At 63.1% G+C, this 21,458-nt stretch carries 16 protein-coding genes and 1 tRNA gene; 13 read left to right on the top strand and 4 right to left on the bottom strand.

Annotation, left to right across the window (positions count from 1 at the left end):
* Positions 1 to 51: 51 nt before the first annotated feature.
* The 4 genes from AC1DIX_RS12490 to pth all read left to right on the top strand — a co-directional run bounded on the left by AC1DIX_RS12490 (position 52) and on the right by pth (position 2,710).
* A tRNA-Gln gene (locus AC1DIX_RS12490) sits at positions 52 to 128 on the top strand.
* A gap of 155 nt (positions 129 to 283) precedes the next feature.
* The gene (locus tag AC1DIX_RS12485; protein ID WP_477324622.1) at positions 284 to 1,234 is read left to right on the top strand and encodes a ribose-phosphate pyrophosphokinase; all 951 of its coding nucleotides are present in this window, start codon (positions 284 to 286) and stop codon (positions 1,232 to 1,234) included.
* Between the two features lie 169 nt (positions 1,235 to 1,403).
* A complete protein-coding gene (locus AC1DIX_RS12480) occupies positions 1,404 to 1,991 on the top strand; it encodes a 50S ribosomal protein L25/general stress protein Ctc (protein WP_441934889.1) in 588 nt (195 codons plus the stop codon).
* Positions 1,992 to 2,125: 134 nt separating this feature from the next.
* Positions 2,126 to 2,710 carry an aminoacyl-tRNA hydrolase gene (gene pth / locus AC1DIX_RS12475; protein ID WP_441934890.1) on the top strand — a complete coding sequence of 195 codons (585 nt, stop codon included), beginning with the start codon at positions 2,126 to 2,128 and terminating at the stop codon, positions 2,708 to 2,710.
* Between the two features lie 45 nt (positions 2,711 to 2,755).
* Here the strand turns inward: pth and AC1DIX_RS12470 are convergent, their stop codons facing one another.
* Positions 2,756 to 4,198, bottom strand: a complete 1,443-nt coding sequence (locus AC1DIX_RS12470) for an HD domain-containing phosphohydrolase (protein WP_441934891.1) — start codon at positions 4,196 to 4,198, stop codon at positions 2,756 to 2,758.
* Between the two features lie 44 nt (positions 4,199 to 4,242).
* On the opposite strand from AC1DIX_RS12470, the gene AC1DIX_RS12465 reads away from it, so the two are divergent.
* Positions 4,243 to 4,722 carry a GNAT family N-acetyltransferase gene (locus AC1DIX_RS12465; RefSeq protein WP_441934892.1) on the top strand — a complete coding sequence of 160 codons (480 nt, stop codon included), beginning with the start codon at positions 4,243 to 4,245 and terminating at the stop codon, positions 4,720 to 4,722.
* Here AC1DIX_RS12465 and AC1DIX_RS12460 read toward each other — a convergent pair.
* Positions 4,719 to 6,593, bottom strand: coding sequence for a DUF3857 domain-containing protein (locus AC1DIX_RS12460; RefSeq protein WP_477324619.1), 1,875 nt, complete (start codon positions 6,591 to 6,593; stop codon positions 4,719 to 4,721). The genes AC1DIX_RS12465 and AC1DIX_RS12460 overlap by 4 nt on opposite strands.
* A 97-nt stretch (positions 6,594 to 6,690) precedes the next feature.
* Between AC1DIX_RS12460 and AC1DIX_RS12455 the strand changes: the two genes are divergently transcribed.
* From AC1DIX_RS12455 to AC1DIX_RS12430, 6 genes are all read left to right on the top strand, one after another.
* Complete coding sequence (locus tag AC1DIX_RS12455; RefSeq protein ID WP_477324617.1) at positions 6,691 to 7,788, top strand: patatin-like phospholipase family protein; 1,098 nt, start codon at positions 6,691 to 6,693, stop codon at positions 7,786 to 7,788.
* A gap of 76 nt (positions 7,789 to 7,864) precedes the next feature.
* Positions 7,865 to 8,956 (top strand): redox-regulated ATPase YchF, encoded by a 1,092-nt coding sequence (gene ychF / locus AC1DIX_RS12450; RefSeq protein WP_441934895.1) that lies wholly within the window; start codon positions 7,865 to 7,867, stop codon positions 8,954 to 8,956.
* Positions 8,957 to 9,401: 445 nt separating this feature from the next.
* Positions 9,402 to 12,128 carry a type VI secretion system Vgr family protein gene (locus AC1DIX_RS12445; protein ID WP_477324615.1) on the top strand — a complete coding sequence of 909 codons (2,727 nt, stop codon included), beginning with the start codon at positions 9,402 to 9,404 and terminating at the stop codon, positions 12,126 to 12,128.
* A 28-nt stretch (positions 12,129 to 12,156) separates the two neighbouring features.
* Entirely contained in the window at positions 12,157 to 14,199 is a 2,043-nt protein-coding gene (locus tag AC1DIX_RS12440; RefSeq protein ID WP_477324613.1) for a phospholipase D-like domain-containing protein, read from the top strand.
* Positions 14,200 to 14,289: 90 nt separating this feature from the next.
* Positions 14,290 to 15,822: a tetratricopeptide repeat protein gene (locus AC1DIX_RS12435; RefSeq protein ID WP_477324611.1), complete on the top strand. Its 1,533-nt coding sequence runs from the start codon at positions 14,290 to 14,292 to the stop codon at positions 15,820 to 15,822.
* Positions 15,823 to 15,925: 103 nt separating this feature from the next.
* A complete protein-coding gene (locus AC1DIX_RS12430; protein WP_477324609.1) occupies positions 15,926 to 16,180 on the top strand; it encodes a PAAR domain-containing protein in 255 nt (84 codons plus the stop codon).
* A 252-nt stretch (positions 16,181 to 16,432) separates the two neighbouring features.
* Here AC1DIX_RS12430 and AC1DIX_RS12425 read toward each other — a convergent pair whose 3' ends face one another.
* A complete protein-coding gene (locus tag AC1DIX_RS12425; protein WP_477324607.1) occupies positions 16,433 to 17,509 on the bottom strand; it encodes a tartrate dehydrogenase in 1,077 nt (358 codons plus the stop codon).
* 127 nt (positions 17,510 to 17,636) lie between these two features.
* Here AC1DIX_RS12425 and AC1DIX_RS12420 point away from each other — a divergent pair, with 127 nt between their 5' ends.
* Positions 17,637 to 18,548, top strand: a complete 912-nt coding sequence (locus AC1DIX_RS12420) for a LysR family transcriptional regulator (protein ID WP_477324605.1) — start codon at positions 17,637 to 17,639, stop codon at positions 18,546 to 18,548.
* A 6-nt stretch (positions 18,549 to 18,554) separates the two neighbouring features.
* On the opposite strand, the gene AC1DIX_RS12415 is transcribed toward AC1DIX_RS12420, so the two are convergent.
* Positions 18,555 to 19,544, bottom strand: coding sequence for a PAS domain-containing protein (locus AC1DIX_RS12415; protein WP_477324603.1), 990 nt, complete (start codon positions 19,542 to 19,544; stop codon positions 18,555 to 18,557).
* Between the two features lie 241 nt (positions 19,545 to 19,785).
* On the opposite strand from AC1DIX_RS12415, the gene AC1DIX_RS12410 reads away from it, so the two are divergent.
* Positions 19,786 to 21,396 carry a BCCT family transporter gene (locus AC1DIX_RS12410; protein WP_477324601.1) on the top strand — a complete coding sequence of 537 codons (1,611 nt, stop codon included), beginning with the start codon at positions 19,786 to 19,788 and terminating at the stop codon, positions 21,394 to 21,396.
* The last annotated feature ends 62 nt before the right edge of the window (positions 21,397 to 21,458 follow it).

Genomic DNA, 21,458 nt, shown 5'->3' with positions numbered 1-21,458 from the left:
GCAACAAGCTAAAGCGGTGATAAGAAGCAAAAGCAGTACAAGTTTCAGTGTAGGGGAATCGCCAAGCTGGTTAAGGCACCGGATTTTGATTCCGGCATACCAAGGTTCGAATCCTTGTTCCCCTGCCAAAGATTTTGCCTGAGCTGTGGATGACTAGTGCTCCAGCAGGCAATGGAAGTGGGAGCCGCCTAGAGCGGCCCATTTTTTTTGTAGTCCAAGCGTTAATCTTCTTGCATTAACGTCTTTTCAGTTTCTTTCAACGCTTACTCTTCTGGGACTCCCCATGGCTTACGAAAACCTGATGGTTTTTACCGGCAATGCCAATCCGGCGCTAGCAGAAGGGGTCGCAAAAAACCTCGGCATCCCGCTTGGCAAGGCCGTGGTCTCGAAGTTCTCCGATGGCGAAGTAATGGTCGAAATCAACGAGAACGTTCGTGGCAAGGACGTCTTCGTTCTGCAATCGACCTGCGCTCCCACCAATGACAACCTGATGGAAATCATGCTGATGGTCGACGCTCTCAAGCGCGCATCGGCAGGCCGCATCACCGCGGCGATTCCCTACTTCGGCTATGCCCGCCAGGACCGTCGCCCGCGCTCGGCGCGTGTTGCGATCTCGGCCAAGGTCGTCGCCAACATGCTGCAGGAAGCCGGCGTGGAACGTGTGCTGATCATGGATCTGCACGCCGACCAGATCCAGGGCTTCTTCGACATCCCGGTCGACAACATCTACGCATCGCCGATCCTGCTGGGCGACCTGCAGAAGCGCAACTACGACGACCTGCTGGTCGTGTCGCCGGACGTCGGCGGCGTGGTGYGCGCGCGTGCGCTGGCAAAGCGCCTCGGCTGCGACCTGGCGATCATCGACAAGCGCCGCCCGAAGGCGAACGTGTCGGAAGTCATGAACATCATCGGTGAAGTCCAGGGCCGTAACTGCGTGATCATGGACGACATGGTCGACACCGCGGGCACCCTGTGCAAGGCCGCCGAAGTCCTGAAAGAGCGTGGCGCCAAGAAAGTCGTGGCGTACTGCACGCACCCGGTCCTGTCCGGCCCGGCCATCGAGCGTATCGCGAATTCGCCGCTGGACGAACTGGTCGTCACCGACACGATTCCGCTGAGCCCGGCAGGCCAGGCTTGCGGCAAGATCCGTCAACTGACCAGCGCGCCGCTGCTGGCCGAAACCTTCAAGCGTATCGTGAAGGGTGACTCGGTCATTTCGCTGTTCGTCGACTAAGAGAATAAGAACGTGGGCACCCCGTGCCCACGTCCATGCGTTGTCGATTTCTTGAGTGCGTAGCAATGCGCTCATTCCACGGACACCCCTGGTCGCGGGGGTGTTCACAATTCGGGCAACCGGGCCGGAGCTTTCCGGCATTCGTGCCCATTTATTTTTGGAGTTTCACATGAAAGTAGTCGCATTCAAACGCGAACAGCAAGGTACCGGAGCGAGCCGCCGCCTGCGCAACGCTGGCCAGACCCCTGGCATCATCTACGGTGGCGCCGCTGCCCCGGAACTGATCGCCGTTGACGGCAACGCGTTGTTCCACGCGCTCAAGAAAGAAGCTTTCCACGGTGCCGTTCTGGACCTGGAACTGGATGGCAAGGCTCAGCAAGTGCTGCTGCGTGACTTCCAGATGCACGCATACAAGCAACTGGTCCTGCACGTCGACTTCCAGCGCGTCGATGCTTCGCAAAAGATCCACACCAAGGTCGCCCTGCACTTCGTCAACGCCGAGATCTCGCCGGCAGTCAAGCTGGGCGGCGCCATCGTGTCGCACGTGCTGAACGAACTGGAAGTGTCCTGCCTGCCGGGCAAACTGCCGGAATTCATCACCGTCGACCTGAGCAAGCTGGAAACCGGCGCATCGGTCCACGTGTCCGACCTGACCCTGCCGGAAGGCGTGACCGTGGTTGCTCACGGCAAAGACCAGACCATCGCCACCTCGTCGGTGCCGCGTGGTGCCGCTACGGCCGAAGCCGCTGCCGAGTAATTTGTACTCGCTACCGCTCTTTCGGGAGCGGTTTGACAAAAACCCGCCCGACTCGCGTTCGGCGGGTTTTTTGTTTTGTTCAGCCATTCGCGGTTTTCCGCGATAATCGAGTTTTACGCGAACTTGACCGTTTTATGCACATCCGCCTGATCGTCGGCCTCGGCAACCCCGGCCCGGAATATGAACAAACCCGCCACAACGCCGGCTTCTGGCTGGTCGACAACCTTGCCAACACCTTGCCCAACTGCCGCCTGCAGCGCGAATCGCGCTTCAATGCCATGGTCGCCAAGACCTCGATCTCGGGCAATGAGGTGTGGCTGCTGGAACCGCTGACCTTCATGAACCGCTCCGGCCAGTCGGTCGGCAGCCTGGCGCGCTTCTTCAAGATCGCCCCGGAAGAGATCCTGGTGGTGCACGACGAACTCGACCTTCCTCCCGGTGCAGCCAAGCTCAAACGAGGCGGCTCCTCGGGCGGCCATAACGGCCTGAAGGACATTACCTCGGCGCTCGGTACCCAGGACTACTGGCGCCTGCGCCTCGGCATCGGCCATCCGCGCACCCTCAACCTGCAGCAGGGCGTGGCCGACTTCGTGCTGCACCGTCCGCGCCGCGAGGAGCAGACCCTGATCGAAGAGGCGATCGACAAGTCGCTGCGCATCATTCCGATGGTTTGCGAGGGCAAGCTGAACCAGGCCACGACGCAACTCCACACCGATTGATGTAGGGTGGGCGCGGCCGGCGTAGGCTCACCGAGCCCACCCTGCCTAGATCAATCCGCGTGCCAGCGCTTTTAAAGTTGCCGCCGGCCGCGAACTCGCCTCCAGTTTTTCGAAGATATGGTCGACGTGGGTGCGCACGCTGGCCGGACTGATCTTCATGGCGCGCGCCGCTTCCCGGCTCGTTTCTCCCAGGCTGATGTGGCGCAGCACCTCGATCTCGCGCGGCGACAGCAGGGGATCGCGGACCGGCTTCACCTTGCCGGGCTTCGGTGCCATCGCCCGCGCCGCCTCGATCACGGCGGCAACTGCTTGGCGGTCGAAGCGTCCGGCGCCGGCCTGGGCGACGAGGAGGGTCCCGGCGGCGGCCTCGCCATGGGCCGGACGCCAGGGGCGCGGCGAGCACATCGCCGTGTAGGCGGCCGCCACCGCCAGCACCCTTTCCTGCATCCCGATCGCTTCCCCGCGCGCCTTGCGGAAGTATCCGCTGCCGTCCACGCGCTCGTAGACGAAGGAGGCCAGGGTCGCATCCTGGACGATGGCGGGCACCTGGTCGCCGGCGCGCGCGGTCCAGAACGGCACTCGCCGCACCTGGTCCCACTCCAGCACGGACAGTTTTCCCGGGCGCTGCCACACCGCGTTCGGCACCGCCACCCGCCCGATCCCATGCAGCAGGGCGGCCCGCACCAGCGGCTTTTCCTCGAGCGCGATCAGGCCCGCCGGCACCGCGCTGCGTTTCGCCAGCTCGGCCACGCGGCGCGAGTAGCCGGCCAGCCAGGGCAGCTTCAGCTCGATCACGTCGGCGATGATGGTGAGCGGCACGCGGCGGTCGTGGCCGGGATAGTCGGCCGCGCAGGAGGGCTCGTCCAGCGCCGCCAGCCAGTCCTGGGCGTGGGGCAGCAGGCGCTGCACCAGCGTCGCCGGATATTTGACGCCGGCCCGTTCGCCGATCAGCTTCAAGGCACCGTCCGTGCCGTGGGCCGGCGCCAGCACCTCGAGGTCGCCGGCCAGGCGCACGTAGTACACGGCGCGCGGGATGTTCGGCGCGAACAGCGCATCCTGCATGTCGCCGCGGTGGTGGCTGCCGAACAGGTGGCGCAGGGCTTCCTCGACATCGTTCGACAGGCCCAGCAGCGCGGCGATGTCGCCCGCGACTTCGCACTGCATCTGGGCCAGCGGCAGCACATTGGGCAGGGTCAGGTTGGGATTGCCGGACATGGTGCGCGTTACCATCGCGTGGCGGCCGAGGACGTCGTCGCCGAGCAGGTTGGCGAAGCCGGCCGCCGTCGCCGTGCTGCCCGACCAGCGCAGCAGCCCGACCAGGCGGGTGCTGGTGCAGGCGTCCGCGGCATCGCCGTTTTCTTCCGCCAGCCGCGCGGCCAGGCGCGCCGTCCGGATCGAGTGATCGGGCGGCAGGCCCATGCTCAGGTCGCCGACCATGGCCAGCACCTGCACGGCATCTTCCACGCTGATGGTTTCGTCGAGTTGCATGGCCATAATGTAACGGCCAACATGAGAGTCAACAAGGAGCACGCATGAAACTACGCATCAGGCGCTATCGCCCGGCCGACCGCAAGGCGGTGCTGGCCGCTTTCCGCAGCAATGTCCCCGACCATTTTCCGGCATCCGAAGAGGCCTGGCTGCGTTCGGCCCTGGACGAGCCGGACGGTCCCTTCTTCGTCGCGGTCGAGGGGGAGGAGGTGGTCGCCTTCGGCGGCTATGAACTCTCGGCGTTCTACGACCTGGGCACGCTGGTGTTCGGCCTGGTGCGCGCCGATCGCCACGGTAGCGGCATCGGTCGTCTTCTGCTGAACTACCGCCTGCTGCACATGGCGGGACGCAAGCTGAGGCCGCGCTGGGTGACGGTCGACACGCATCCGCACACGGCCGGCTTCTTCCAGCGCTGCGGCTTCGAGGTGATCGCGCGCTGGCCCGGCGGCTACCGCTCGGGACGCGAGCGGGTGGACCTGCGTTTCGAACTGAGCGACGAGGCGGTGGCGCGGCTGCGCACTTAGAGCGCCTGCTTGCCGGCGACGACGATCTGGCTGCGCAGGTCGCGGATGATGCGCTCCAGCGCCGGCTGCATGGCACGGAAGTCGGCCGGGGTGCAGGTGGCGCGGCCATGGCGGAAGGTCAGGCGGCGCCTGGCCACGACCTCGCTGCCGCGCCGCGCGTAACTGGCGCGATAGGTGATGCCGCCGTCCATCAGCTGCACCGGGCGCGGCATGGCGAGGATGCGCACCCCCTTCGGGAAGCGGAATCCGGTTTCGTCGTCGATGTCGATGGCCGGGCAGACGAAGTCCTGGCGCCGCTCGCTCTCCTCGCCGAGCTTGAACACGGCCTCGCCGAGCCCTCCCCAGAGATCGTAGGTGGTGGCCAGCCCGCTCGGGCCGCGCAGGTCGAGGAAACCGTCGCTGGTGCCGGAAAAGGACAACCGGACCTCGTCGCCGCTGCCGGCGCCATCGCCCGGGACCGCATCGAAGACGCCGCGGCTTTTCCGCCCCAGGCCTTGCAGCATGCGCTGGGCGAAGGCGTCGCGCTCGGCCTGGCGCGAATCCTTCATCGCGCTACGCCAGGGCTCGGCCATCGCGCCGCTGGCCGTCTTGCTCAGCCTGAAGCGGCTCTGGCCGTCGCGGCGGATGTCGAACCAGGTCGTGGTGCGCTTGCGCTCGGGCTGGAGGATCGGCGTCATCGCGAAGGTTCCGGTCTTCAGCAGCAGTACCGGCTTGCCGAGGATGYCGGCCGGCAGATAGCCCGCGCCCACCGTCTCCGTCGTCGGATCCAGGTAGAGGCCGAGGCTTGGCACCCAGGTGATCATGTGGTTGAACACGCCCAGGGTCGGCGCATCCGGCAGGCGGTAGGCGTTGCCGTTGTTGACCAGCGCGCCGCTGCTCTCGATGCCGACCGCGGCCAGCAGGGCTTCCAGCAGGCCGGCGTGGTCCTTGCAGTGGCCGCGGATGTTGTGCCTGACCCAGTCCGACAGCGCCAGTGCACGGGCGCGCGCGTCCGGCAGCCCGGCCGTCAGCTGGCGCGCCAGGGCCGTGATGGTCGCCGACGGCTGGGCCTTGCCGGCGGCGCGCGCGGCACCGAGGCGGAAGGCGCGCGCGAAGGCGGTGTAATCGGGAAAGGTCGAGACCGCCAACCGTTTGCCGTAGTCGAGGTAGCTGACCGAGCCGGCCTCGAGGCGATCGTTGTCGCCGTTCACGTAGCGCCACTGGTAGCGCCGGCGCCCCGGCGGACTGTCGCCTGGCACCGGGACGAAGCCGACCGCGTCCGCATGCAGCGGCATCGAGGCCGGCATGTCGTAGACCAGCAGGTAATGTTTGTTGAGGTAGAAGGGCGCGGACGACAGGTCTTCGAAGTGACCGGGGAACAGCGCCGCCTTGCGCCTCAGCACGTAGCGCACCACCAGCTGGTCGCCTACCGCGGCCTCGGGAAACACCACGACTTTCAGGCGCGTGTCCTGGAACATCGGCGCTTCGCCGCTTGCACTCGCCGCTTCCTGCTGGTCCTGCACCTGGCCCGGCTGCACCGGCACCCGCCGGCCGTCCGGCTTGATGGTCCAGGCCTCGAGCGACAGCACCTCGTCCAGGCTGCGGTTGTAGCTGATCGTGGCCTGGCCGTGGGCACGCAGGGCGCGCTGCTGGACGATGGTCTTGGCAAGATCGACGCTGAGCCGGTAACTGCCGTCGGGCTCGACCACGTAGTGCTGGATGAAGCGGTCGATCACCACCGCCGGATCGGTGCCGGTGTCGCGCGCCCGCGCAGGGGCGCTGGCAAACACCAGGGCCAGCAGCACCAGCAGGCCGGCAAGCGCCGGCAAGCCCGGAAGCCAGGCCGGGCAGGGCGCGATAGCGGACTGTGCTGTGCAGCGGCGGGTGGCCATGCGGCTTCCATGAAGTGAGCGATCGGACCATGTTACGAAGGCCGACCTGTTGACCCTTGAGCGAACGCAAGCGCGCTCTTCCTGCGATAATTTCGGGATGAGCGCACTAAGCTTCCACGCCGGGCCGCTGGCCCTGGCCCAGATCCGCGCGCATGGCCTGCGCGCCCGCGACATCGCGGTCGTTCCCGCCGCCGCCGGCGGCCCCAAGGGACTGATCTTCCGCTCGCTCGACCAATGGGTGTTCGGCGAGTGGTTCCCAATCGCACCGCGCGAGCGCACCCTGATCGGCTCCTCGATCGGCGCCTGGCGCATGGCGGCCGCCTGCCAGAAGGATCCGGTCAAGGCTTTCGCCAGCCTGGGCGAGCTCTACAGCGGCCAGCGCTATACCAGCACGAAGCCCTCGCAGGAACAGATCGACGAAGTGGTGCAGGGCCTGCTGGGAGAATTCGTGCGCGGCCACGAGGACGACATCGTCAACCACCAGCAGCACCGCCTGCACCTGCTGACCGTGCGCGGCAAGCGCTCCCTGGCAGCGCCCGGGCACCGGTATGCGGAAATGAAGGGATTCGCGGCGGCGGCGCTGCACAACCTGGCGTCGCGCGACCGCCTGGCCCGGCTGATGGACCGGGTGGTGATCGGCGACGTGCGCAGCGCTGCAAGCTGGCTGGGCGAGAAGTTCGACAGCTTCGCCACCCACTTTTCGCCGCTGACGCGCGAGAACCTGGCGTCCGGCCTGCTGGCCTCGGGCACCCTGCCGATGCTGATGAAGCCGGTGCGCGACATCGCCGGGGCGCCGCAGGGCCACTACTGGGACGGCGGCATCATCGATTACAACCTGGCGCTGCCTTACACGCGCCTTTCACAGCAGGAGCAGGGCGCGATTGTCCTGTATCCGCACTTTAGCGAGCACATCGTGCCGGGCTGGCTGGACAAGGCGCTGCCCTGGCGCCGCGCCGCACGCGGACCGAACCGCGGCTGGCTGGACAATGTGCTCATCGTGGCGCCGAGCCCCGAATTCCTCGCCAAACTGCCGCGCGGGAAACTGATCGACCGTAGCGACTTCAAGTTCTACGGCCTCAACCACGATGCGAGGATTCTTGCCTGGAAACAGGCGATGGACGAGGGCGGGCGGCTGCGTGACGAGTTCGCCTCTTTCGTCGAAAAGCCGGATCTGTCGCGCATTCGTCCCCTTTGATCAGGCATTTGCAGTCTTCGGGGGCAAGCGGGGTTACAATATGAGGTTTCGTAAATTCGACCCCTGAAAGCTTCCCATGAGTCTCAAATGCGGCATCGTCGGCCTGCCCAACGTCGGCAAGTCCACCCTGTTCAACGCCCTGACCAAGGCCGGCATCCCGGCTGAAAACTATCCGTTCTGCACCATCGAGCCGAACGTCGGCGTGGTCGAGGTGCCGGATCCGCGCATGCAGGCGCTGGCCGATATCGTCAAACCGGAACGCATGGTCAACGCGATCGTCGAATTTGTCGACATCGCCGGTCTGGTGGCGGGTGCGTCGAAAGGCGAGGGCCTGGGCAATCAGTTCCTGTCCCACATCCGCGAGACCGACGCGATCGTCAACGTGGTGCGCTGCTTCGAAGACGACAACGTCATCCACGTTGCCGGCAAGGTCAGCCCGCTGGACGACATCGAAGTGATCCAGACCGAACTGGCGCTGGCCGACATGGGCGCCGTCGAAAAGGCGATCCACCGCGAGAACAAGAAGGCGCGCTCGGGCGACAAGGATGCGGCCAAGCTGGTCGCGATCTGCGAGCGCCTGATGCCGCACCTGAACGAAGGCAAGCCGGTGCGCACCGCCGGCCTCGATGCGGACGAGATGGCCATGATCAAGACGCTGTGCCTGATCACCGCCAAGCCGGCCATGTTCGTGGCCAACGTGTCCGACACCGGCTTCACCAACAACCCGCTGCTCGACCAGTTGACCGAATACGCGAAAGCGCAGAACGCGCCGATCGTGGCGATTTCCGCCGCCATCGAAGCAGAAATCGCCGACCTCGACGACGCCGACAAGGCTGCCTTCCTGTCCGACATGGGCATGGAAGAGCCGGGTCTGGACCGTTTGATCCGCGCCGCCTACAAGCTGCTCGGCCTGCAGACCTACTTCACGGCCGGCGTCAAGGAAGTGCGCGCCTGGACCATCCATGTCGGCGATACCGCCCCGCAGGCGGCTGGTGTGATCCACACCGACTTCGAACGCGGCTTCATCCGCGCGCAGACGATTTCCTACGATGACTACATTGCCTACAAAGGCGAGGCTGGTGCGAAGGAAGCGGGCAAGATGCGTGCCGAGGGCAAGGAATATGTGGTCAAGGATGGCGATGTGCTGAACTTCCTGTTCAACGTCTAAGCAAGCGTCCGGATTCCGCAGGATTCCGATGACTCAGGAAAGCCCCGGTTACTTAGTTGTACCGGGGCTTTTTCTTTGTTGGCGTATTTTTGTCAGCCAGGCCTGCGCCGTGACCGGGTCGCGCCTGATTCGCCTGCACAGAGTGCCGGGACCCGGCCAAAAAGCTGTGTCACAGGGCTGCGAACCAACCGCCGGTCCGATGTTGACGAAGCTGTTCATCCTTACCAGCTGTTGGCCAATCATGTTTGTGGCACCCGTTTGATTGTCCCTCTTCGGGTTTTTCGGCGTTGCGGGTCTCCTCCAGGAAAACTGTCAGAAAAACCTTGGACAGGGCGCAGGGAAACGTGTTGATACTGATTAAGTTCTTCTTTGCAGCCCCCGGGTAAGGTGTTCGCTGAACATTTTTCACTTCGGCCAAGGCGACACGGGCATTGGGAGGAAATCAATGGGCGAAAGTCAGGAAATCGCGGCGGGTGCCGCACGGTCGGCATTCAGCGGCGCGTCCCAGCATAACCGGCTCATGCGGCTCGATTTCCCCTTGAACGACGGGCCGCCCGCGATCCTGCTGCCGAACAGATTGGTCGCCCATGAGGAAGTTTCGCGGAGCTTCCGCTTCGATGTCGAAGTGCTGTCGGACGACGCGCGCATCCCGCTAAAAATGCTGATGGGCCGGATGGTGACGATCTCCCTGGTCCGGGAAGATGGGTCGCTACGCTACTTCAACGGCTACATCACTGAATTCCGCTTCCTGCGCAGCGATGGCGGCTTCGCCTTTTACCGGATGGTGCTCGAACCTTGGCTGGCGTTTGCACGACTGCGTAAGGACTGCGTCTCGTTCCACAATAAGAATGTGCGGGAGATCACCGAGGAAACCCTGCGGCATTACCGTCAGGCCGACTGGCACGTGTACCCCATCGACGAGCCGAAGCTGACTGTCGCCAACCAATACAACGAGACCGACTACAACCACCTTCACCGGCGCTGGGAAGCGCTCGGACTGTACTACTGGTACGAGCATAGATTCGACGGCCACAAGCTCATGATTTCGGATAACAGCTTCCTGGCCGCGCCGATCGACGAGGAAATGTACGTGATCTCGTTCCATGACGGTAGCGGCTCACGCGAGGACGACGGCATTCACGAGTGGACAGCAATCCGGCGCCTGGGCTCAGGCAGGACCACGCTGGCGACATTCGACTACAAGAATCCAAGGGCGCAACGTGCTGAAGCCCCTTCACTTAACGAGCAAGGCGATTTCTTCCCTTACGAGGTCTATGAGGACACAGGCTCCTACGGCTTTTGCCTGCTCCGCGACGGTGAACAGTTGGCAGCGCGGCGCATGGACGAAGCAGACAAGGACACGCAGTATTTCGAGGTAAAGGGCAATGAACGCTTCGTGCTGCCGGGCCGCAGGTTCAAGCTCGGCGGCCACTTCAGCGCCGAGCCGCGCAGCGGCATCGGAGACCGTTATTACCTGATCCTGTCTGCCAACCATGAGGTATCGAACAATTACCAGGCCGGCCCCGGAGCCCCCTCGCGTTACGAAAATCGCTTCACTTGCATCCGCCAGGACATCCGCTGGCGTCCCGGTCGCAACTACAACAGTGAACCGGCTACCTACATGGGGCTGCACACGGCCATCATCGTCGGCCCGGCCGGCGCCGACATCCACACGGACGGCTACGGGCGGGTGAAGCTGCAGTTTCACTGGGACCGGCTGGGTGACTACAACGAGCAAAGCTCACCGTGGATTCGGGTATTGAGCCCGGCGGCCGGCGACCAGTTCGGGCAGATCCGGTTGCCCCGTGTTGGCGAAGAAGTGGCCGTTGTGTACGCCAACGGGAATATCGACCATCCGCTCATCCTCGGCGCGCTCTACAACCAAATCCACATGCCGCCGTGGTCCCTGCCGGAGCAGCAGTCTCTCGCCGGCCTGCGCAGCCGGGAGCTGGGCGGTGGGGCGCGCGGCAACCACCTCGTGCTCGATGACACGCCAGATAGAATCCAGGCACAGCTGAAAAGCGATCACCAGTGCAGTCAACTGTCGCTCGGCCACATCACGCGCATCGAGGACAACGCKGGKCGCAAGGACGAGCGCGGGGAGGGCTGGGAGCTGCGCACCGACGGGCATGGCGTGGCGCGCGCAGCCAAGGGCTTGTTGATCACGACCGAAGCGCGGCAAGCCGGGCGCGGGCCGATCAAGGACATGGGCGAAACGGCAAACCGGCTGGACGCCGCGCACAAGCTGCACGATGACCAGGCGACAGCCGCACTGCAAGGTCTGGCACAGGAAAGTGGGCAGCAGCATGACGTCGCCGATGCGCTGAAGGCGCAGAACGACGCAGTACGCGGCGCCGGTAACAAGTTTCCTGAGCTATCCCAGCCCCACCTCGTCCTGGCCAGCCCGGCCGGAATCGAGACGACCTCGGCACAATCGACCCACATCGCCAGCGCCGAGCACACGGCGCTGACGGCTGGATGCAGCCTCTCGATCGCAACGGGTGACAGCCTGTTCGCAAGCATCAAGCAAACCTTCCGCCTGTTCGTCCACAAGGCGGGCATGAAGCTGGTTGCGGCGGCCGGCAAGATCACGGTGCAGGCGCATGACGACGACATCCAGGTCATCGCCAACAAGGTCCTGTCCCTGATCAGCCAAACCGATTGGATCGACCTGAAGGGGAAGAAAGGGGTGCGGCTGCACGGCCCCGAATGCATGGTCGAAATCACCGACCGCATGCAGGTCTTCGCGCCCAAGCCGGCGCTATTCCACGGCAACCTCGAAACCCTCGCGCCCCAGAATCGGCCGCAAGCGTCCACGGAGCACAAGGTCACCATTGCGGAACCGAAGACGCCGGACGACCCGAAGCAATTGCTCTTCATGCTGAAAACCCATGTCGAGAACGGACGCCCGTTTGCGAACGTTCCCTACACCCTCTACAAGAACGGCAGCCAGGTCGATGAAGGCATCACCGATGACCTGGGACGTATCGCCATCGAGCATGCGGGCGGGACGCCGGGTTACATGATCGAGCTGGCGAACGGCGATAAATTCGATCTGAAGGCTTGGGAAAAGTTCGATCCCAGGGACAAGGCCTTGCACAGCGAGCAGGTGCAGTCGAACCAAGGGGCGCGCTCGTTCGATGGTTCGGCGGACGGGCGCTTGCATTCCTGAATTGGCAGCGAACTGAACAGGGGATCTCATGGGCTCTGAAAACTATCTGCGAACCGAGACGGTTCACATCGATGAAGTCAGCTGCAATGCGACCAGCACCATCCAGTGGTTTGCGGAGAACAAGAACAAGAAGGGAAACGCCAGCCATCCCATTACGCACAATAACAAGCTGAGCGTCCATATATGCGGAAAGGAGGGCTTCGCCGCCATCGCCAAGGACATTCAGGAAGCGAAAGGCAGCATCGACTTGGTGTGCTGGGGTTTCGATCCTGGAATGGAACTGGTACGCAATGGATACAACTGGCCGCGAGCGGAGACATATGGCGACCTATTGATTGCTGCGGGAAAGCGGGGCGTGCAGGTCCGGCTGTTGGTCTGGTACAGTCACAGCGGAGGATTCATACAAAAGCATATGCCGGGGCACACTCATGGGACAAGCCCCTGGCGCATTCAGGACAGCGATGTGGAAGTCCAGCAAATCAATGCCAAACGCAGTCTGCAACTGATACAGGAGCATGCCCGGAATAACCGTCACAAGAAAGAATGGAATCTCTCTGGCGACAGACTGGCGGCCATGGCCAGGGAGGAGTATTGCTGCAGTTGGTACAAAGCGGCATTTGCCGGCCGGCTGCAGGGAATCACCATTCGCAAGCGCGACGGCGATTCAAGCAGCATCGAAGACTCGCTTGGCCACGAGACGAGAAAACCCGATGCCGTCGAGAGCAACCTATTGACATACTGCGGAACCCACCATCAAAAGCCAATCCTGATCGACTTCGCTTACAACGACGGCAAGAAAGCGGTCGGTTACATCATGGGGCTAAATTCGCTGACTGACTACTGGGACACCCCCGAACATGGCGTCGAGAATCCGCTGCGCGAACAAGGCGCAGCCAAGACGAAGAAAGAGCATACGCAGGGCGTCGACGGCAATTTCGACTTCGAGACCTTGAAGCCCTACCGCGATTACGCTTGCCGCATTGATGGCGGTCGGGCACTCATACCGCTCCATGAGAATTTCGAGCGGGCATGGGCACGCGCGGGTGGGGACGTCAAGGCAAAGGCGTATGTGTGTGGCACCCCTCCCGCCGCCTTGTTGCGCAAAGCCGCACCCGATGACTCGACGGTGCAGATTGTCAGGACCCAGCCCGAAGAAGACGACTTTACGATCAAAGACATTTACTTCAACGCGACCCGTGTAGCCGCCGGAGGGACGGGCTATCTGTACATGGAAAACCAGTATTTCCAGTATCAGGACTGGGCCGAGCACTTACTGGCGGTACGAAAAAGAGTCATCGCTGGGTGGAAACGCAACTGCGCAAAGATCGGAAAGGGCATTGAGGACCTGCCGGTTATGCATGTGTTCGTGGTCATCCCAGCGCCTGAACGTGCAGAGATGGTTCCGCGTACGTACGACACCTTGGCAACCTTGGGACAGCAGGACGGCATGACCGGTCAGGTCAAGATGATTGAGGACGCGAATGAAAAAGAGAAGGCTAGGGCTCAGGGAACAGCGTCAAAGCAGCCGCTCTTGAGAAACGTTGCTGACAGGGTCGCAAGCGTGCCGCAAGCGTTAACGGACGTCATCCCAACTGCCAACAAGATCGACAAGCCGTCCGAGCAAATTCTCAAAGAGACGTTCGGTATGCGGGTATGCGTCGCCGTACTCAACGCCTGCGAATTCAACCAGGCGCGCCGCCAGTGGCGTTACCGTGAGATCTATATCCATTCCAAACTGCTGCTGGTCGACGACGGCTTTTTCACGCTCGGCAGTGCCAACCTGAACCAGCGCAGCATGGCGGTGGACAGCGAGATCAACCTGGCCACGAACGACTCGCGCCATGCGACTGTCCTGCGCAAAAAAATCTGGACGCAGCTCGCGACCGAAGGAAATAGCGGTGGAAGCGCTACACCACAGGAGATCGAGAAAACCTTCTTTGATTGGGTAACGCTGATGAACGAAAACAAGGATAAACAAAAGGCGCAGTCACCTGACCCGAAGAAGAAGCAGATGAAGGGCTTCATCGTCCCGCTGGACGATGGCCGAAGCTCGACCACACGCTACGCCTGAACCATGCGTACTTTTGCCGATTTCCCCCTACGGCGTTGCCGTGACTTGGCAACTTTACTGATGCTCCTCACTTTTCTGGTGGCCTGCCATATGGACAAGACCAAGGTTCCTCCTCACATGCAACCCCTGCCGTCGTTCGACCCGCACATCGCCTCGTTCGAATGCCAGACCGAGGCGAGCAAGGTGCCGCCGATCGACGCCCAGGCCGAGGATTGGTTCCTCGAGGCGCGTGCATTGGAAGATCGCACATTCTTCGTCGAAGACCCCGACTACAAGAAAATCGTCCAGCTGACTCGCCAGGCCGCCGAACGGCATCACTGGAAGGCAATGCTGAACCTGGCCAGCCTGTACTTGGAAAAGCACGATCCGCCGCGTGGCGCGACCGAGGCGGTGGTCCTGGTGTCCGAGGCCATGGAACTGGGCGTGCCTGCCGCTTATGACAGGATGGGTACCTATTACCTCAACGCCACGGGCGTGAATGGCGATCCCGACAGGGCCTACGCCTTTTTCCAGAAGGCGGCAGCAATGGGCAGCCCGCACGCGATGGCCTTCCTGGGCGAGAAAATGGACGCGGGAGCGGACAATCTGAAGCCGGGCTACTGGGGCAATATCCCGATTGCGATCAAGATGCTGGAATGCGCGCTGGCCCAGGGTTACGGTCCGGCCGCCGTCGAAATGAAGCCCATATACGAAGTACCCAGGGCGCCCGACGGAACCGAAAGCGGCAGGGAAACCCCGGCAACCCGTAACCATGTGATGCGTGCCCTGCACGAAGGCGTAAGAGGTGGCTGCGAGTACTGCGCAAGCAGATTGGCTATCGAGTTTGACCATCCAGACGAACTGGAAAACATGTTCGTGCCTTTCATCGATAAGGCACGCGGCCAGCGTTACGCCATGCTGCGCAACGCACTCGAGTTCAACCCCGACCGCCGCTTTCCGAACATCGACAAGATCCTGCCCCTGCCGCCGGAACCGCTGCCACCATGGGACGGCAAGCGCGAAAGCCTGCTCACGGCAGCCATGGCCGTCGTGCCAGTGCCGGAGGCTCCGGCACCGACCGAAGCCTCGCTCAGGAAGGGCCGCCACTTCCTCGACAGCGCCTATGCCTTCCGGCCTGTAGCGGAAACGACCGACGCGCTCCACGCGCCTTTCGCCAGCTACTGGCAACCTACAGCGCCAAAGGAATCCGCCGAGGTACGCGCCTTCCTGTCCACGATTCCAGCTGGCCTCTACAGCAGGGGCGAGGCATTCGAACAGCCGCGCTACCCGAGCGAGACGGGAAAGAGGACTATTCTCGGGATCGTTTGGCAGCGAGTGCTTACCGTCCACAACAACGGCGGCATGGTCGCGCCGCGCACGGCGCCCAGGTTGTCCCGGCAAGTCCCGCGCTTAGCCCCGCCCGTGGAATGTAGCGGGAACAAAGTTTGTCCGATCACGGGAACCTGGCAGCCATGGCTTGTACCTGGCCATCCGCTGGAACAGGAAGTCAATCAGGCGTGGCGGCAGCGCTGGCTGACCGCAGGACAAGCCTTCCCGGACCCCAAGCGCGACTGGATGCTGCCGCTGGAGAGCGCCGAGTTGAAATGGCACCTGCTGGAGGCGGATAAACCAACGGGGAAATGACTCGGGCTGATTATGTCGAAAGGTCGCGCTCGCTCAACTCCGTTGCTTTGGGCAGCGCACTGCGGCGGGCCGGCCATCAATTCGCATCGGGAGGTGATTGAACATGAAGCATGAGGGGCGTGGCGTAATTCGATTGAATGACAAGACGGACCACGGTGGCCAGGTTATTTCTGTTTCATCCGGCACTATCGTGATGGGTACTGAAGCAGCGCTTGCCGACGATCTCACCTATTGTCCCAAATGCAAAGGCAAGTTTCCTATCAAGCCGGACGCTGCCGGCGCCAAACACAAGGGCCGGCCGTATGCGTATGACAACGACCTCACGGCTTGCGGTGCAAAGTTGATTTCCTCGATATGAGGCCCAGTTTGAGATTCCAAGGACCTGAAGGCCGGAGCATCGCAACCCTTGCTTAGCCTGCGTAAGTGCTCGCCATGAGGTGGTATGGACTTTGGGGCTGATAAAGGTTTGAAAAACCATGTCAGCTATGGACTACCGAGAGCTTGAACTGCTCATCGTACTTCGTCATGAAAAACCCCAAAAGTTGGTGTCCAACTTTTGGGGTKCAGTTCATACCCACGCGGCTTTTTTCATCCAGCGAAAATCCGATGCTCAAATCGCCGCAGCAATCGCCTTCCCAACCTCGGTCGTATTCGCCGTCCCACCCAGGTCCGGCGTCTTCGGCCCCTGCGCCAGCACCAGCTCGATCGCCTTCATGATGGCATCGTTCGCGGCCTGGTAACGCTCATCGCCGTTGCCGAGGAATTCCAGCATCATCGCGCCGGACCAGATCATGCCGATCGGATTGGCGATGTTCTTGCCGTAGATGTCGGGCGCGGAACCGTGCACCGGCTCGAACAGCGAGGGGAAGCTGCGGTCCGGGTTCAGGTTGGCCGACGGTGCGATGCCGATGGTGCCGGTGCAGGCCGGGCCCAGGTCCGACAGGATGTCGCCGAACAGGTTGGAGGCGACCACGACGTCGAAGCGTTCCGGCGACAGCACGAAGCGGGCGCACAGGATGTCGATGTGGTACTTGTCCCACTTCACGTCCGGATAGGATTCGGCCATCGCTTCGACCCGCTGGTCCCAGTAGGGCATGCTGATCGAGATGCCGTTCGACTTGGTGGCCGAGGTCAGGTGTTTTTTCGGGCGGCTCTGGGCCAGGTCGAAGGCGTACTTCAGGATGCGGTCGGTGCCCTTGCGGGTGAACACGGCGTCCTGCACCACGAATTCGCGGTCGGTGCCTTCGAACATCTTGCCGCCCACGGACGAGTATTCGCCCTCGGTGTTTTCGCGTACCACATAAAAGTCGATGTCGCCGGGCTTGCGGTTGGCCAGCGGGCTCGGCACGCCGGGCATCAGGCGCACCGGGCGCAGGTTGACGTACTGGTCGAATTCGCGGCGGAACTTCAGCAGCGAGCCCCACAGGGAGATATGGTCGGGGACCAGGTTGGGCATGCCGGCGGCGCCGAAATAGATGGCGTCGAAGCCTTCGAGCTGCTGGCGCCAGTCGTCCGGCATCATCTGGCCGTGCTCGAGGTAGTAGTCGCAGTTGGCCCAGGCCATGGTCGTGAATTCGAGGTCGAGGCCGAAGCGGGCGGCGGCGGCTTCCAGCACGCGCAGGCCTTCCGGCATCACTTCGTTGCCGATGCCGTCGCCGGCAATGACTGCAATCTTCTGCTTTTTCATGGTGATTCCTTGAACATGGGTTGACGTTGGCTAACATCATATCGAATACGATCAGGCATATAATCGGTAGATTCGTGAATCGAAAAGACACGAAACGTAAATAATCTTGCCGATGCTTCCTCTTCCCATGCGCCCAGATCTCCATGCCAGCCGCTCCCTGCTGGAAGACCTCAAGCTGTTCTGTACCGTCGTCAGGAAGCACAGCTTTTCCGCGACGGCGGCCGAGCTCGGGGTCTCGAATGCCTTCGTCAGCAAGCGCATCGCGGTGCTGGAACAGACCCTCGGGGTGCGCCTGCTGCACCGGACCACGCGCACGCTGGCGCTGACCGACCACGGCACCGTGGTCCACCAGTGGGCGCTGCGGATCCAGGAAGACGTCGACCAGCTGGGCGAGGCCATCTCGCAGAAGGGGAGTACGCCGCGCGGGTTGCTGCGCATGTGTACCAGTTCCGGATTCGGGCGCAACCGCGTCGGCCAGGCTGTCTCCGCGCTGGCCCGCAAGTATCCCGAGCTGGAAGTCCAGCTCGAATTGCTGGACCGGACGGTCGACCTGATCGCCGAGGGCTTCCAGCTCGACATCCGGGTGGGACAGGTCCAGGAGCCGCACCTGATCGCGCGCCGCATCGCCAGGAACCAGCGCGTGCTGTGCGCCGCGCCGGCCTATCTCGAGCGCCACGGCATGCCGCGGCAGCTGGCCGAGCTGGCGCAGCACCAGTGCATCGTGATCCGCGAGCGCGACCAGGACTTCGGCCGCTGGAAGCTGAGCGGGCCGGCCGGCGAGGAAAGCGTGCGCGTCAAGGGGGCGCTCTCGACCAACAACGGCGAACTGGTGCACCAGTGGGCGATCGACGGCCACGGCATCATCCTGCGCTCGATCTGGGACGTCGGCCGCAGCCTGGACGACGGGCGCCTGGCGAGGGTGCTGCCGGACTACGCGCAGGAAGCCGACKTCTGGGCCATTTATCCGGCGCGGCTGGGAACGACGGCCAATGTGCGGGTCTGCATCGCCTTCCTGGAAGAGTGGTTCAACGAGGACTGAGCCGCTCTACAGGGCCTCGATCGCCACCACCACCCAGGCCAGCCCGCCATCCTCGCGCCGTCCGGCCGCCAGGCGCACTTGCGCCGGCAGCGCTTCGCCGCGGCTGTCCTGCAGGACGGTCTCGAAGGGAGAGGGCGACTTGGCGCGCGCACTGCGCCGCAGGCGCGCGCCGCCGTCCGTGAACAGCTTCAGCAAGGATTCGCCTTCCAGTTCCGCCTTCGGCCAGCCGAGCCAGGCCGCCAGCGCATCGTTGACGGACTCGCAGCGCAGGTCCGCATCCAGCAGGGCCATGCAACCGGCACTCAGCTCGAGCACCGCGCGGCAGCGCGCCCGTTCTTCGCGCAAGGACTGCTCGACCAGCTTTTGCGCGGTGTTCTCCATGCTGATGCCGACGAACTTGATGACTCTTCCGTCGAACTCGCGCACCGGCGTGGCGCGGGAGCTGATCCAGCGGACGGTGCCGTCGGGCTGGATCAGGCGGAAATCGAATTCGTGCGGGCTGCCGAGACGGATCGACTCCTCGTAGATCCGCTGCATCATCGGGATGTCGTCCGGGTGCACGTGCGTATAGAAGGTTTCGTTGCTCTCGACCTGCCAGCCGTAGACCGACTCCACGTTCGACGAGTACTTGACGTCGTCGGTGATGAGGTCCCATTCCCAGGTCACGATGCGGGCACCTTCCTGGGCCAGCTTCATGCGCGCTTCGTTGGCCACCACCTCGGCGGTGTAGCGGCGGCGCACGTCGGTCATCGGCAGGTCGACCGTCGTCGCGCTTTCCATTTCGTGCTGCGCCTGTTCGCCGTAGCGCAGCCAGACCCAGTTCACGCCCAGGAAGGCGGCCAGCTTGCGCAGCTTCTCGTAATCGATCTCGCCGCCTTTGGTCCACTTGTGCACCGCCGGTCGGGACACGCCTAACACAGTCGCGACTGCCTGCAAGGTCAGGTTCTTATGTTCAAGCAGCTCCTTGAGGCGGAACGCAAAACTGTTTTCTGTCATAAATCGATCCAAGTTGGCGGTATGGCAAGGTGCCGTTCGAAAGTATAGCTCAGCGACCCGGTGCGTAAAAAACTCGCAAATTCTGCTTGTACACGGCTCGCAAATTCCCTAGAATGAATTCGTAAACCATAGTTTTACCGTAAACCAGTAGTTTACATGACTCCGCAGATGAGTGCCAGTACTGGACCAGACATGCGGAACAAATAAATAATCCATGTGCGAGCGCACAGGAGGAGACAGTATGAAAAACACCTCGCTACGCAGCGACGGGTTTCTGACCGGCTGCACCATCGCGGCCGTGCTGGTGACCGTCGTCGCCCTCGCGGAATGGCCTGCCCAGGCAGCCGCCACCGCTTCCCACCTCTTCGAATGGTCGACGCGTTCCTTCGGGGCGCTGGTCCAGGTACTCGCCTTCGGCTGCGTGCTGGCCTGCCTGGCCCTCGCGTTCAGCAAGTACGGCAACGTGCGGCTCGGCGAAGACAAGCCGGAATATTCGACCCTCTCCTGGATCTTCATGTTCATCTGCGCCGGCATGGGTTCGTCCACCATGTACTGGGGCGTGATGGAGTGGGTCTACTACTACCAGACGCCGGGCCTGAACATCGCCAGCGGCAGCCGCGACGCGCTGGAGTACAGCATCAGCTACTCCTTCTTCCACTGGGGCCTGAGCGCCTGGGCGATCTATGCTCTGCCGTCCCTGGCCATGGCCTACCACTTCCACGTCCGCAAGAACAAGGGCTTGAACCTGGCGTCCATCGTCGAGGCCATCACGGGCTTCCGCGCTTCCGGCCCGGTCGGGCGGGTGGTCGACCTGATCTTCCTGCTGACGATGTTCGGCGCACTCACCGTCTCGATCGCGCTGACCGCATCGACCCTGACGCGCGGCCTGGCCAGCCTGACCGGCGTGCCCGATACCTTCACCACCCAGCTGGTCATCATCGTCGGCGTGTCGATCCTGTTCTCGCTGAGCGCCTACGTGGGCATCGACGGCGGCATGCAGAGCCTGAGCCATATGGTCTGCTGGGGCGCGCTGCTGCTGGCCGCGGTGGTGTTCGTGATCGGTCCGACCCAGTTCACCGGTAATAACATCGTGAACGGTTTGGGGCGCATGCTGCAGGACTATGTGCACATGAGCCTCTTCACCGACCCGGCCGGCGACGGTTCCTTCAGCCGCAGCTGGACCGTGTTCTACTGGCTCTGGTGGGTCTCGTATTCGCCCGGCGTCGCGATGTTCGTCGCCCGCGTGTCGAAGGGCCGCAAGATCCGCGAAGTGATCATGGCCCTCCTGCTGGGCGGCAGCGTCGGATGCTGGTTCTTCTTCGGCGCCCTCGAAAGCTACAGCATGCACCAGTTCCTGTCGGGCGCCATCGACGTCCCGCGCATCCTGAAGGAACACGGCGGCGAGGAGGCGGTCCAGATTCTGCTGAACGCCATGCCGGCCGGTCAGTTCTTCCTCGGCGTCTACCTGGCCATCATGGTCGTCTTCCTGGCCGCCCACGTCGACGCCGTCGCCTACGCAGTGGCCGCCACCACCACCCGCAACCTGCGCGAAGGCGAGGATCCGACGCCGACCAGCCGCGTGTTCTGGTGCGTGATGCTGACCCTGGTGCCGCTGGCCATGCTGTTCACCAAGGCATCGCTGGAGACCATGAAGACCGCCGTGGTGCTGACCGCGATTCCCTTCCTGGCCATCCTCGCCGTGAAGCTGTTCGGCCTGTTCCGCTGGCTGAGCCAGGACTACGGCAATATACCGGCCCACCTGATCGAGTCGTCCACGATGCCGCCGCCGCATGCGAAGCCTGCATCGCCGGACCGGGACGCCGGCAGCAAGCAGGCCGCGATCGCGGAGTGAGTTCCCCGGCACCGTCGCCCCGCACCCGGCACGTCGAATTCTTTTTATATTTTTTTACCGTT

The organism is Massilia sp. 05N420, from assembly GCF_056397205.1.
This window is presented reverse-complemented; position numbering and strand designations above follow the sequence as displayed.